The organism is Streptomyces sp. AA4 (assembly GCF_000158875.1).
Classification (GTDB): Bacteria; Actinomycetota; Actinomycetes; order Mycobacteriales; family Pseudonocardiaceae; genus Amycolatopsis.
The window spans coordinates 7,562,450-7,575,484 of record NZ_GG657746.1 but is presented as its reverse complement, the minus strand read 5'-3'; the positions used below and the strand labels follow the sequence as shown (position 1 = coordinate 7,575,484).

Annotated in this window: 15 protein-coding genes; 7 read left to right on the top strand and 8 right to left on the bottom strand. The window is 68.5% G+C overall.

The window, feature by feature from the left end; all coding sequences use genetic code 11:
* Nucleotides 1–176: 176 nt before the first annotated feature.
* A complete protein-coding gene (locus SSMG_RS34470; RefSeq protein ID WP_009083811.1) occupies nt 177–1,319 on the top strand; it encodes an aminotransferase class V-fold PLP-dependent enzyme in 1,143 nt (380 codons plus the stop codon).
* 9 nt (nt 1,320–1,328) lie between these two features.
* Nucleotides 1,329–2,759, top strand: coding sequence for an amino acid permease (locus tag SSMG_RS34465; protein ID WP_037715787.1), 1,431 nt, complete (start codon nt 1,329–1,331; stop codon nt 2,757–2,759).
* Here SSMG_RS34465 and SSMG_RS34460 read toward each other — a convergent pair whose 3' ends face one another.
* Complete coding sequence (locus SSMG_RS34460) at nt 2,760–3,323, bottom strand: TetR family transcriptional regulator (RefSeq protein WP_009083808.1); 564 nt, start codon at nt 3,321–3,323, stop codon at nt 2,760–2,762.
* A gap of 87 nt (nt 3,324–3,410) precedes the next feature.
* On the opposite strand from SSMG_RS34460, the gene SSMG_RS34455 reads away from it, so the two are divergent.
* A complete protein-coding gene (locus SSMG_RS34455; RefSeq protein WP_009083807.1) occupies nt 3,411–4,136 on the top strand; it encodes an SDR family oxidoreductase in 726 nt (241 codons plus the stop codon).
* On the opposite strand, the gene SSMG_RS34450 is transcribed toward SSMG_RS34455, so the two are convergent.
* The 4 genes from SSMG_RS34450 to SSMG_RS34435 are packed head-to-tail and all read right to left on the bottom strand — an operon-like array spanning nt 4,123 to nt 7,119.
* Nucleotides 4,123–4,875: an MBL fold metallo-hydrolase gene (locus tag SSMG_RS34450; protein ID WP_037715784.1), complete on the bottom strand. Its 753-nt coding sequence runs from the start codon at nt 4,873–4,875 to the stop codon at nt 4,123–4,125. The genes SSMG_RS34455 and SSMG_RS34450 overlap by 14 nt on opposite strands.
* A gap of 8 nt (nt 4,876–4,883) precedes the next feature.
* The gene (locus SSMG_RS34445) at nt 4,884–5,732 is read right to left on the bottom strand and encodes an MBL fold metallo-hydrolase (RefSeq protein ID WP_009083805.1); all 849 of its coding nucleotides are present in this window, start codon (nt 5,730–5,732) and stop codon (nt 4,884–4,886) included.
* Complete coding sequence (locus tag SSMG_RS34440; RefSeq protein WP_009083804.1) at nt 5,729–6,544, bottom strand: MBL fold metallo-hydrolase; 816 nt, start codon at nt 6,542–6,544, stop codon at nt 5,729–5,731. The genes SSMG_RS34445 and SSMG_RS34440 overlap by 4 nt, the downstream gene beginning before the upstream one ends.
* A complete protein-coding gene (locus SSMG_RS34435; protein WP_037715782.1) occupies nt 6,544–7,119 on the bottom strand; it encodes a TetR/AcrR family transcriptional regulator in 576 nt (191 codons plus the stop codon). Before SSMG_RS34435 ends, SSMG_RS34440 begins: the two co-directional genes overlap by 1 nt.
* Before the next feature lie 88 nt (nt 7,120–7,207).
* On the opposite strand from SSMG_RS34435, the gene SSMG_RS34430 reads away from it, so the two are divergent.
* From SSMG_RS34430 to SSMG_RS34420, 3 genes are read left to right on the top strand one after another with little or no spacing between them, the layout of a single operon-like run.
* Nucleotides 7,208–8,113, top strand: a complete 906-nt coding sequence (locus SSMG_RS34430) for an aldose 1-epimerase family protein (protein ID WP_009083802.1) — start codon at nt 7,208–7,210, stop codon at nt 8,111–8,113.
* A complete protein-coding gene (locus tag SSMG_RS34425; RefSeq protein ID WP_199786069.1) occupies nt 8,110–8,592 on the top strand; it encodes a GNAT family N-acetyltransferase in 483 nt (160 codons plus the stop codon). The genes SSMG_RS34430 and SSMG_RS34425 overlap by 4 nt, the downstream gene beginning before the upstream one ends.
* 11 nt (nt 8,593–8,603) lie before the next feature.
* Nucleotides 8,604–9,824: an amidohydrolase gene (locus SSMG_RS34420; RefSeq protein ID WP_009083799.1), complete on the top strand. Its 1,221-nt coding sequence runs from the start codon at nt 8,604–8,606 to the stop codon at nt 9,822–9,824.
* 29 nt (nt 9,825–9,853) lie between these two features.
* Here the strand turns inward: SSMG_RS34420 and SSMG_RS34415 are convergent, their stop codons facing one another.
* Both SSMG_RS34415 and SSMG_RS34410 read right to left on the bottom strand, forming a co-directional pair.
* Nucleotides 9,854–10,462: a Uma2 family endonuclease gene (locus tag SSMG_RS34415; protein WP_009083798.1), complete on the bottom strand. Its 609-nt coding sequence runs from the start codon at nt 10,460–10,462 to the stop codon at nt 9,854–9,856.
* Nucleotides 10,463–10,490: 28 nt separating this feature from the next.
* Nucleotides 10,491–11,372, bottom strand: a complete 882-nt coding sequence (locus SSMG_RS34410; protein ID WP_199841108.1) for an NmrA family NAD(P)-binding protein — start codon at nt 11,370–11,372, stop codon at nt 10,491–10,493.
* A gap of 66 nt (nt 11,373–11,438) precedes the next feature.
* Here SSMG_RS34410 and SSMG_RS34405 point away from each other — a divergent pair, with 66 nt between their 5' ends.
* A complete protein-coding gene (locus SSMG_RS34405) occupies nt 11,439–11,801 on the top strand; it encodes a helix-turn-helix domain-containing protein (protein WP_037715780.1) in 363 nt (120 codons plus the stop codon).
* Here SSMG_RS34405 and SSMG_RS34400 read toward each other — a convergent pair.
* A complete protein-coding gene (locus SSMG_RS34400; protein WP_009083793.1) occupies nt 11,798–12,943 on the bottom strand; it encodes an acyl-CoA dehydrogenase family protein in 1,146 nt (381 codons plus the stop codon). The two genes, SSMG_RS34405 and SSMG_RS34400, sit on opposite strands and share 4 nt — an antisense overlap.
* Between the last annotated feature and the right edge of the window lie 92 nt (nt 12,944–13,035).

The following is a 13,035-nucleotide window of genomic DNA, read 5'->3' as shown; positions in this document are numbered from 1 at the left end:
TATCTACAGTACCGGTTTCAGCAGCACTGACGGAATAGCCGTCAGGGATCAGTCAGGGTGAACACGAAGCCTCGACCAGGACGTCCGGAGCCGGAGAAGAGCATCGACGCACGGTGCTCGCCCCGTTACGGTGGCGAACGGACCGGTCTCGCCCGCCAGTGAAGGAACGGAGTGTCGTGACCGACCAGCCCAGCCCAGCCGCATTCCGGGCGCATTTCCCCGCCTTCGCCGACTCGGTGCACCTCGCGAGCTGCAGCCAGGGTGCGCTCTCGGACGCGCTGACCGCGGAGCTTTTCGAGTTTCAGCACACGATCCGCGAGCACGGGGCGCCGTGGGACAAGTGGATGGCGAAGGTCGCCGAGGCGCGGGCCTTGTTCGCCCAGCTGATCGGCGCGGATACCGACGACATCGCCGTCGTGCCGTCCGCGTCCGAAGGGGCGTATCAGGTCGCGTCCACGCAGGCGTGGTCCGAGCGGCCGGAAATTGTCACGACCGACCTGGAATTTCCGTCGCTGGGCCACGTTTGGCTGGCGCAGCAGGGCCGCGGTGCGGAGGTTCAGTTCGTCTCGCACCACGACGGTCTGGTCGACGCCGAGGATTACGCCGCACTCATCACCGAGCGAACGCAGCTGGTGTCCGTCCCGTTGGTCAGCTACGCCAACGGGTTGCGCTTCCCCGTCCGCGAAGTTGCCGCGCTGGCCCGGGAAAACGGTGCCCGAAGCTTTGTCGACGCGTACCAGGGACTCGGCGTCGAGCCGGTCGACGTGACCGAACTCGGCTGCGATTACCTGGTCAGCGGCAGCCTGAAATACCTGCTCGGCATCTCCGGAATCGCGTTCCTCTATGTGCGGCCGGGCCTGCGCGACGCGGTTTCCCCGCCGCTGACCGGGTGGTTCGGCCGCACGAACCCGTTCGAATTCGACCCGCGGCATCTCGACTATCCCGAGCACGCCCGCCGCTTCGAGACCGGGACGCCCTCGATCCCGTCCGCGTACGGCGCGGTCGCCGGGCTGAAACTGGTGCACCAGGTGGACGCGCACTGGGTGCGCGACCACATCGGACAGTTGACCGGGCAGCTGCAGCAGCGGCTGCTCGATGCTGGGGAACAGCTCCGGTCCCCGCTGGACGACGCGCGGCGCGGTCCGCTCGTCGCACTGGCCGACCGGGATCCCGACGCGCTGGCGGCGTTTCTCGCCGGGCGGCGGATCGTGTGCAGCGCCCGCGGCGACGTGCTGCGGATGTCCTTGCACTACTACAACGTCGAGTCCGATCTCGACGCCGTCGTCGCGGCGATCGCCGAGTACCGGGCGAGCCAGTAGGGAGCAGACATGGCCGAGTCCCCGTCCCCGAACCGGTTGCAGCGGAGGCTGCGCGGCAGGCAGTTGACGATGATCGGAATCGGCGGGGCCATCGGCACCGGCCTGTTCCTCGGCTCGAGCCTGGCGATCTCGCACGCGGGACCGGCCGTGGTGCTCGCCTACGTCCTTTGCGGACTCGTCGCGCTGACGATTTCCTGGGCACTGGCGGAAATGGTGGTGGTGCATCCGGCCGCGGGAGCGTTCGGCAGCATCGCGCACAAGTACCTCGGCGCGGGCAGCGGGTTCGTGGTGCGCTGGGCATACTGGGCGATGCAAGTGATCGCGATCGGCGGCGAAACGATCGCGGCCGGCGTGTACGTCCAGTTCTGGTGGCCGCAGATTCCGTTGTGGGTGCCGGTCGCGGTGTTCTCGCTGCTGGTGATCGTCGTCAACGGCGCGGCGGTGCACATTTTCGGCGAGTTCGAATACTGGTTCGCGATGATCAAGGTCTGCGCGATCCTCGTGTTCGTCGCGCTCGGCGTGATTCTCGTGTTCTTCGGCTTGCCGAAGGCGCCCGCGCCGGGCTTCACGAATCTGAGCGCGGGCGGCGGATTCCTGCCGAACGGCGTCTCCGGGCTGTTGCTGGCCATGGTGTTCGTGCTGTTCAGCTACATCGGCACCGAGGTGGTTTCGGTGACCGCGGCGGAATCGGAAAACCCGACCCGCGACATCCCGCGCGCGGCCCGCGCCATGGTGGTACGGCTGGCGATCTTCTATGTCGCGGCGATGCTGGTGGTCGTGCTGGTGGTGCCGTGGACCGTCACCGGCGAGGGCGGATCCATCACCGCCAGCCCGTTCGTCCGCGTCTTCCAGGCCGCCGGAGTTCCCGCGGCGGCCACGATCATGAACTTCGTGGTGCTGACCGCCGCGTTGTCGAGCGCGAACACCAACCTCTACCTCACCACGCGGATGCTGCATTCCCTCGCCGAGCACCGATTCGCCCCGGCCTGGGCCGGACGGCTGACGAGGTCCGGCGTGCCGCGCAACGCGCTCGTGCTGTCCACCGCGGGCCTCGTGATCGCGACCATCCTGTCGAAGAATTCCGATTCCAACGCGTATCTCGTGCTGTTCGGCATTTCGATCTTCGCCGCACTAGTGGTGTGGATGATCATTCTGGTGACGCATCTGGCGTTCCGGATCCGCCGTCGCCGAGCCGGCCTGCCGCCATCGCCGGTGCGGTTGTGGGGAGCGCCGGTGGTGAACGTCGTGGTGATCGCCTTCCTTGCCACCGTACTGATTTCGACGTTCTGGATCGACGGACTCGACCCAGCGTGGAAGTTCGGCATTCCGTTCTTCGTCCTGCTGGTAGTGGCCTATCTGGTGCTGCGGATGACCGGACGGGCGAAGCGCGCCGCGGACATCGAATTGGAAGACTCGACGCTGGTGCGCCAAAAAGCCTGATCACGGAGTGAGGGAGGCGGCGAGTTCGGCCGCCGCCTCCCTCACCTGCGCGGCGAAATCCGTGTCCTCGGGCCGCTCGCCCCATCGCTCGAACGCGGTTTGAAAGACCGCGATGCCGACCTGCGCGAGCATCTTCGCGCTCGATTCAGTGGCACCGCGTTCCTGCAATGCATCGACGACCGCAGCGGTGACGGCCGCCAGTTTCGTACGCTCGCGTTCCTGCAGTTCGGGGCTGGACGCGATGATCGCGCGGCGTTGGGCGGCCTGCGAAACCAGGCCGGTGAACAACTCGCCCGCGTCGATCAGTGCGGCCAGCAGGGCGGGGAACGGCGCCAGCGCGGGGTCGGCCCGCCGGACGGCGTCGGCCATCGCGTCCGGGAGCCGCTCCGACCCGGCGAACAGCACGTCGCGCTTGTCCGCGAAGTAACGCGAGAACGTGCGCCGGGTCAGCCCGGCCCGCTCGGTGATCTGCGTGACGGTGGCGTTCTCGTAGCCGTGCTCGGCGAACAGCTCCAGCGCGGCCGCGCGGAGCCGCTCCTTGGCTTCGGGGTCCCAGCGCGGCATGCAGTGAGCTTAACAGTGATGACGCAGTGGGACATCACTGCTACCGTTGATGTCTCACTGAGTCATCACCTTCCGGAAGGACTCCTCATGGCATTGCTTGACCAGCGGGTTGTCGTCCTCGGCGGCAGCTCGGGCATGGGATTGGCGACCGCTCGGGCCGCTGCGGCGGCGGGCGCGGCCGTCACGATCGCGGCGAGCGGCAAGGAACGACTGGACGCAGCGCTCGCCGAATTGCCGGACAGCTGCGAAGGATTCGTCACCGACGTACGCGACGAAGCGAACGTCGCGGCCCTGTTCGAGCACGTCGGCTCGCTGGACCATCTCGTGTACACCGCAGGCGACGCACCACGGCAGCTGCCGCTCGCCGACTTGTCGCTAGCTGACGCGCAGAGCGGCTTCGATGTCCGTTACTGGGGTGCCGTCAGCGCGGTGAAGCACGCCGCGCCGCGCATCCGGCCGGGCGGTTCGATCGTCCTGACGTCCGGAATCATCGGCCTCCGCCCGACGCCCGGCGCGGCGCTCGCGGCCGGTGCCGTCGGCGCGGTCGAGGGATTGGCGCGCGGTCTGGCCGTCGACCTGGCCCCGGTGCGGGTCAACACAGTCCGCCCGGGGCCGGTCCACACGCCGATGTGGGACAGCCTTCCGCAACCGCAGCTGGACGCGATGATCGCCGCGTTCACGGAACGGACGCTGACCAAATCGGTCGGCGAGGCGGACCAAGTAGCGGCGACGAATGTGTACTTGATGGAGAACAGTTTCGTCACCGGTGCGGTGATCACCGTCGACGGAGGGTTCGTGCTTACCGGAAGCTGACCTGTTCTCCGGGCTTGAGCAGATGCAGCCGGTCCGCGAGCCTGGCCTGCTCGAACGCCGGGCGCAGCGTGTCCGGACCCTGGGTGAAATGCGCCCACTGCTCGAAATGCAGCGGGACGACCTGACGCGCGTTGAGGATCCGGGCCGCCTCGGCCGCGCTCTCGCTGGGCAAGGTCAGGTACGCGTCGCCGACCAGCGGAGTTTGCGCCCCGCCCGCGAACAGGACGGCGAGGTCAATCCGCTCGAAGCGTTCGGCGATCTGCCGCACTACGCCGAGGGAAGCGTTGTCGCCGCTGACATAAACGGTCGGCTCGTCCGCGCTTTCGAGCACGAACCCGGTGACCTCGCCGACCAGATGCTCGCTGCCGTCCGGCCCGTGCTGCGCGGGCACTCCGGTGACGCGGACGCCGCCGAGGTCGTAGGTCTCCCAGTTGGCCAGCGCCCGAACCGGGTCGCCGATCCGCTCCCGTGCCGAGGCGGTGGACAGGACGAGCGGGGCGGCGAGGGCGTACTGCCGCCCCGCGGCGTCCAGGTTGTCCGGGTGCTGGTCGTGCGAGAGCAGCACCGCGTCCACCGCGCCGACCTCCGCGGCGGTGACAGCGGGACCAGCGGTTTTCGCCAGCTTGCGGGTGCCGATCGGGTAGTCGCCGGGACCGTCGAAGGTGGGGTCGGTGAGCAGGCGGATCCCGCCGTACTCGAGGAGGGCGGTCGGGCCGCCGACGTACCGGATGCGCGTCATGCGGGTAGTCAACTCGCGGACGGCTGTGCGGTATTCCGGCGCAGCGCCTGGAATTCGACCGGGCTGTGCGCGCTGAACACCGAAACCTCGTCCTGGTGTTCGCGGGCGAGGGTCTGCAGCCGGGCGAGATTGGCGCGGCGCGCGGAGCCGTCCATCTGGTTCATCACCTCGAACGCGCGCATGCCGGGCGGGCAGTGCGGGTGCACCGGGGCGACTTCGCCGTGGAAGAAGTACGCGTCGCCGGCGTGCAGGAGCCAGCCGTCGCCGGTGTCGACCGCGACGCCGGAGTGGCCGTGTGTGTGGCCGGGCAGCGGAACGAGCAGGATCTCCGGCGGCAGACCGCGCAGCGGCCGCACCGCGTCGAAGCCGAACCATTTTTCGCCGGCCTCGTCGTACGTGCTCCACAGTGGACTGTGCGCGAATTGCTCGGCCCGGTACCGCGTTTTCTCCGGGAAGCTCTTCGGGTGGTCCGCCGCGCGGCGTTCGGTGGCGCGGACGTGCACGGTGGCGTCGGGGAAATCGGCGAGCCCGCCGGCGTGGTCGACGTCGAGGTGGGTCATCACGATGTGCCGGACGTCGGCCGGATCGTGGCCCAGCGCGCGGATCTGTGCCACGGCGGTCTCCTCCATGGTCGGCTTCGCGCCGACCATCGCCATGAACGGACCGCCGAGCCAGCGCCGCGATTCGGTGACCCCGCGGGTGCCGAACCCGGTGTCGACCAGCACGAGCGAATCGGCGGTCTCCACCAGCAGGCAGTGCGCCACGATCGTGCTGCGCCGCAGCATCCCGGGGCGGCCGTCGAGCGCCTTGCCGCCGAGCGGGCGCATCGTGCCGCAGTTGAGGTGGTGCACCTTCATACCGTGGTCCTTTCGCTGAGCCGGACGAAATCGGTCAGGTCGTGCGAGGCGAACACGGTCACCTCGTCCGCGTGGTCCCGGCGCAGCTCGCGCAGCCGGCGCTGGTTCTCGCGCCGCGGCCCGGGCAGCGTCTGGACCCGCCGTTCGAACATAGCCAATCCGGGCGGGCAATAGGGCTCCGCGTCGATCTCCTGGTGGAAGAAATACGCGTCGCCCGCGTTGAGCAGCCAGCCGGACCCGGTGTCGACGGCCACCCCGGCGTGTCCGGCGGTGTGCCCGGCGAGCGGCACGAGCGCGACGCCCTCGACCCCGTCCAGCTCGCGGACCGCTTCGAGACCGAACCAGCTTTCGCCAGCGTCCGAATAGGACTTCCACTGTGGACCGTGCCGGAACTGGACGTCGCGGTACCGCGGGTTTCCGGCGCGGTAGGCGTCGAGTTCCTTGCCGTAGACGTGCACGCGAGCCTGCGGGAAATCGACGAGGCCGCCGGCGTGGTCGAGGTCGAGGTGAGTCAGGACGATGTCGCGCACGTCGGCCGGGTCGAAGCCGAGCGCGCGGATGCGGCTCAGCGCGGTTTCGCTTTCGTCGGTCGCCGGGTTCGACGTGCGCAGGAAACGCGGGCCGAGCCAGCGCGCGGCGTCGGTGACGGTGGGCGAACCCATTCCGGTCTCGATCAGGGTCAATCCGGTGCCGGTTTCGACCAGCATGCAGTGGCACACGAGGGTGGCGCGGCGCAGCAGTCCGGGCTTTCCGTCGACCAGCTTGCCGCCGATCGGGCGCATGGTGCCGCAGTTGAAGTGGTGTACGCGCATTAGGCGAACTCCCGTTCGACAGTGGTGTGCAGATGAGCGGCGACGGCTCGCAGCGGCGCAGTGTCCCGTCGAGTGCGCGCGAGCAGCAGTGCGCCTTCGATCGCGGACAGCACGATCGTCGCCAGGGAAGCGGCGCGGTCCTCGGCGAGGCCGCAGTTGGTGAAGTAAGCGGAAATGTCGCGCAGCCAGCCTTCGTAACCCTGATCGCAGGCTTCGCGGATTGGCTCGCTGTCGGCGGCTTCCAACGCGACAGTCGCGATTGGACAACCGCAGCGATAGTCCGATTCGGACAGTGACGCGGCGAGCGCGGTGACGATGAGATCGATGGCAGTGGCCGGATCCGGTGCGCCAGCGGTGATTTCGCGGAACTGGCCGGCCAGCCGTTCGCCGGAAAGCCGCACGGCCTCGGCGGCGAGTTGCTCTTTGCCGCCGGGGAAATGGAAGTACAGCGAGCCCTTCGGAGCCCGGCTTTCGGACACGAGCTGGGTCATCCCGGTGGCGTGGTAGCCCTGGGTGCGAAACAGCTCCGCCGCCGATTCGAGCATCCGGCGGCGCGTGTCGGTGCGGTTGACCATGCGCCCACCGTAGCTCAAACTATGACGACCGGTCTAGTTAGTTTCGCGGCGTGCCCGCGCGGCGCGGACGATCGGTAACCTCAGCGCCATGGCGAACCCCACCGGAGAGCAGTTCGAGATCACCCGCGGCAACGCGCGCGCCGTCGTCACCGAGATCGGTGCTGGCCTGCGTGCGTTCGAGATCAGCGGAGTGCCGTATGTCGAGACGTTCGCCGAGGACGAGAAGCCGCCGAAGGGCCTCGGCCAAGTGCTGCTGCCGTGGCCGAACCGGACCAAGGGCGGCAAGTGGGAGTTCGAGGGCGAAGAGCAGCAGCTGGAGATCACCGAGGAGGCGCGCGGCAACGCCATCCACGGGCTGACCCGGCACCTGGAGTGGGAGCTGCTGGAGCACGCCGAAACGTCGATCACCCTGGCGATCGACGTCGAGGTGCAGCCCGGCTGGCCGGTCCCGCTGCGCGCGACGATCACCTACGACCTGCAGCCGCGCGAACTCGTCGTCACGCACGAGATCCGCAACGAGGGGGAGAAGCCGATCGGCGTCGGCGTCGGGACCCATCCGTACTTCCGGATCGGCGACGCGCCCACCGACGAGCTGACCCTCACGCTGCCCGCCACGCGCGTCCGGCCGTACGAGGGCGATCAGCAGATGCCGTACGCGGACGAGCAGGACGTGGAGGGCACCGAGTACGACTTCCGCCAGGGCAAGCTGCTCGAAGGCGTCGACCTGGACACCGCGTTCGGCGGGCTGGAACTGGCCGCCGACGGCACCCACCACCACGTGCTGTCCCACGGCGACCGCCAGCTGGTGGTCTGGACCGGCCCGGACTTCCGCTGGGTGCAGGTGTTCACGCCGGACGAGCTGGTCGGCCGCGGCCGCGCGGTGGCGATCGAGCCGATGACCTGCCCGGCGGACGCGCTCAACACCCGCACCGACCTGATCGAACTGGAACCGGCCACGTCGTGGACGGGCAGCTGGGGAATCCGGGTCCCGTGAAGCTCGAGCTGCTGACCGCGGCCGACGCGGGGGAGCTGCTGACCCTGCAGCAGGCCGCGTATCTCACCGAGGCGCGGGCGCACCAGAACTTCGACCTGCCGCCGTTGCTGGACACCCTCGACGACGTGCGCGCGGCCATCGCCGACCCGTCGACCACGGTCTGGGGCTTCCGCGACGGCGGCAGGCTCGTGGCGAGCGTGCGGATGCGAGTGGACGGTCCGGTCGGCGAGGTCGGCAGGCTCGTCGTGGCGCCGGACCGCCAGGGCGAGGGGCTCGGCACCGCGCTGCTGACGGCCGCCGAGGAGGCGACCCCGGCGGAGGTGACGGTGTTCCGGCTGTTCACCGGCGAGCGTTCGGCCGGACCGCGCTATTTGTACGGAAAGCTCGGTTACCGCGAGACGCATCGGTCGCCGGAGGCCGACTATCACTTGGTGCACCTGGAAAAACCCCGGATGCGCGACCCCGGGCGAGTTCGTTAGCGTGTCAAACTATGGCTTACAAGGCGATTGTCGGGGGCTATGTGGTCCCCGTCGGCGCCGCTCCGATCGAGGGCGGCACTGTGCTCATCGAAGACGGCCGGATCTCCCAGGTCGGGACTGAGGCCGACGTCGAGGTCCCGGAGGACGCGGAGCTGGTGGACGCGTCCGGCAGCTGGGTCCTGCCGGGCTTCATCGACGCGCACGCGCACCTCGGCGTCCACGAGGACGGCGAAGGCTGGGCGGGCAACGACACCAACGAAATGACCGACCCGAACGGCGCGCGCTTCCGCGCGGTCGACGGGATCGACCCGTACGAACCGGGTTTCGACGACGCGCTGGCCGGCGGCGTCACGAGCGTGGTGATCAAGCCGGGGTCGGGCAACCCGATCGGCGGACAGACCATCGGCGTGAAGACGTGGGGCCGGTCCATTCTGGACATGACGTTCGCCGAGCAGGTGAGCGTGAAGAGCGCGCTGGGCGAGAACCCGAAGCGGGTGTACGGCGAAAAGAAGGTCACGCCGTCGACCCGGCTCGGCGTGGCCGCGATCCTGCGCGAGGCGTTCACGAAGGCCCGCAACTACCAGGAGAAGCGCGACCACACGCGGTCCGAGGGCAAGCCGTTCGAAACGGACCTGACCAACGAAACGCTGGCCAAGGTCCTGGACGGCGAGCTGTACTGGGACCAGCACGTGCACCGCGCCGACGACATGGTGACCGCGATCCGGCTCGCCGACGAATTCGGCTACAAACTGGTGATCAACCACGGCACCGAAGGCCACCTGATCGCGGACCTGCTGGCCGAACGCGACATCCCGGTGATCCTGGGCCCGCTGTTCACCACGAAGTCCAAGGTGGAACTGCGCAACCGCACCCTGCGCTCGGCGGGCATCCTGGCGCGGGCCGGGGTGAAGATCGCGATCACCACGGACCACCCGGTCATCCCGATCAATTTCCTGGTGTACCAAGCCGCGTTGGCGGTGAAGGACGGCCTGGACCCGGAGACGGCGCTGAAGGCACTGACGCTGCACCCGGCGCAGATGCTCGGCCTGGACGACCGGATCGGCACCCTGACGCCCGGTTTGGACGCCGACGTGGTCCTGTGGTCGGGCGACCCGCTGGACGTGATGAACCGCGCGATGCGGGTGTTCGTGCGGGGCCGGGAGGTCTACCACTTCGACGAGACGACCGGCGAGGGTGTTTCGGCGGATCGGCGGTATCGGGAAGCTCGCTGAGGGTGGTTGAGGCGGTCTGTTGGGCCGCCTCAATCCAGCAGGGCGGGGAGGTCAATTTCTGCGGGGAATGGCTCGGCGGTGCGGAATACTCCAGTGACGGCCGGGGCGTCCTGGTAGCCGAGTTCCCCAGCCTGGTGGCAGGCGACGAGCGAGACTGGGTCATCGAGGTCGAGGATCCAATAGAACGGGATTCCGGCATCGGCGTACTCGTCGTGCTTGGTGGTGTAGTCAGTGCGTTTTGAACCTGGCGACACGATCTCGACGACGAGAAGGATCCCGGTCGCGCGGAGCAACCCGCCTTCGCGGCGACGGCGTGCGAGTTCTGCTTTGCTGACGATCAGCAGGTCGGGGCGGCGGGAAAAGCCTGGTCCTCCGGCGGGGGCGAGTTCAAGATCGATGTCCGTCTCCGCCACCGTTTTGAACGCCTCCGGCACGAAGGGCCGAATTTGGTGGGCAAGCTCTAGCATCGCGAGGCCGTGATCGGGTCTCGGACTGGGCGACATCATCAAACGGCCCTCCACAAGCTCAGTGAAGCCGGAGTCGGTTTCACCGAGGGCCGCGTATTCCTCGATCGACAGCAGGTGATCCGGGATCTCCCAGGGGAATTCACCATGCGTCGGCTCGGGAAGTGCTGTCACAGCGTCTCCTCACGTCACCGGCATTGTCTCACGCCTGCTGCGAGACTGTCAGTAACCATATCGATACGAAGAGCCATGTTTCGCCGCCGGGTTGATCATGCTTAGCTTGCTCAGGACACAACACAGTCCGCCAAGAAGGCCCGCAACCCCCGCGGCTTCCGCCCCGCGAGCGCGCTGAAATCCCCCGACAGCCAAGCCCCGTCGCCCTCCGCGAGCAGGCCGAAAACCTGCGCGTTCGACCCCGCCTCCGGTACCCCGTTCGACTCCATCGCCGCGCGGTGCTCCGCAACCGAAATCCGCCGGTACTCCACGGGCAACCCGAAACCGAAGCCCATTCCCGCGCCACGTCGGCGAACGTGACCAGTTCCGGCCCGGTCAGCAAATATGTCCGTCCGCCATGCGACTCCGGCGCCACCGCGATCGCCGCAGCCGCCGCGGCGACATCGCGGGCGTCGATCATCCCGATCCGCCCGTCTCCCACGGAGCTGGAAAAGCCGCCGGTCGCAGCGATCTCCGGTGCGAGCGCCAGCAGGTTCTGCATGAAGAAGTTCGGCGCGAGCAGCGTGTACTCCATCCCCGACGCCTTCAGATGCGCATCGATCCGCGCATGCTCCCGCCTCCGGGTGACCGGCGAGTCGGCATAAGCCTTGTGGTTCGTAATCCGCACGACGTGCCGCACGCCCTGCGCGGCGGCGCGATCGAGAACCGCGATTTGCGCTGCCACGGCAGGCCCGATCAGCAGCAGCGTGTCGACGCCGCGCAGGGCCGGGTCCAGCGTCTCCGGGTGGTCGAAATCGCCGACCACCTCGCCCGCGCCGCCCGAAGGAGCGCGGACGAGCGTACGGACAGGTCCGAGCAGCCGGACCGCCTCGCGGCCGATTTTGCCAATGGCTCCGGTAACCAAGATCATGCGAACAGCCTGCTCGCCGCCGGTATCGTTTGTGAAGAAGGCACCCCGAAGAACCATAGGTACCCCATGGATACCAAGTATGCGAAAGAGTGCCCCTCGCGCACCGTGATGGACGTGCTCGCCAACAAATGGACGCTCTACGTCCTCGGCCTGCTCCGGCAGTACGAGCGCCCGCTGCGGTTCACCGAGCTGCGCCGCGGCGTAGAGGGAGTCACGCAGAAATCGCTCACCCAGGTGCTGCGCAACCTGGAACGCGACGGGCTGGTCAACCGCACGATCTACCCGACCATCCCGCCGCGCGTGGAGTACGCGCTCACCGATCTGGGCCGGGACGTCGGCGCGTTGACCGGCGCGATCGCGGACTGGTCGAAAGCCAACGCGGACCGCGTCCACGCCGCCCGCGCGGCTTACGACGACCGAAAAGACTAGGCGTTCTTCAGGGAACGCGCGATCACCATCCGCTGGATCTGGTTCGTCCCCTCGAAGATCTGCGGCACCTTCGCCTCCCGCATGTACCTCTCCACCGGGAAGTCCCGCGTGTACCCGGCGCCGCCGAGCACCTGGACCGCGTCCGTCGTCACCTTCATCGCGCCGTCCGTCGCCACCAGCTTCGCGATCGACGACTGGCGCTGGAAGTCCAGCCCGCGGTCCCGGCGGCGAGCGGCGTCCAGGTAAGTCGCGCGGGCCGATTCGACCGTCGCCGCCATGTCCGCCAGCAGGAACTCCATGCCCTGGAAATCCACGATCGGACGGCCGAACTGGGTGCGTCCCTTCGCGTACTCCACGGCCTCGTCCAGTGCCGCCTGCGCCAGGCCCACCGCGCACGCGGCGATCCCGAGCCGGCCCGAGCTGAGCGACGCCAGAGCGATCTTCAACCCGGAACCCTTGCCGCCGATGAGCCGATCGGCCGGGACCCGGGCGTCCTCGAACAGCAGCTGCGCCGTCGGCGACCCGGTCAGGCCCATCTTCCGTTCGCGCGGAGCCGCCGACAGGCCCGGGGTCGACGAGTCGACAAGCAGGCACGAGATGCCGTGGCCGCCGTCGTCGCTCGTGCGGACCATGGTCGTGTAGAAGTCGGCGACCCCGGCGTGGGTGATCCACGCTTTCGTGCCGTTGACGACGTACTCGTCCTCGGACAGGCGCGCGCGGGTGGACAGCGCCGCGGCGTCCGAGCCGGCGTGCGTTTCCGACAGCGCGTACGCGCCGAGCAGCGAGCCGCCCAGCATGTCCGGCAGCCAGCGGTCCTGCTGTTCCTCCGTGCCGTAGTTCGCGAGCGCGTAGCAGGACATCGTGTGCACCGACAGCCCCACGCCGACGCTCATCCACGCGGCGGCGATCTCCTCCAGCGCCTGCAGGTAGACCTCGTACGGCTGCTCAGCCCCGCCCCAGCGCTCCGGGTACGGCAAACCCAGCAGGCCGGACTTGCCCATCAGCGTGAACAGGTCGCGCGGGAACTCCTCGGCCTCCTCGCCTGCCGCGGCGCGCGGTTTCAGCTCGTCACGGGCGATTTCCGTGACGAGCGAGAGCAGGTCCTCGGACTCCGGCGTCGGCAGCAGACGGTCGACCGGCATGGCTTCCTCCCAGGCAACGGTACTGAAAACAGTACTGGCGGCTGATTGAGAGTACCGTATGCGGAGCGGGACTGTCCCTGATCGGTAGGAGA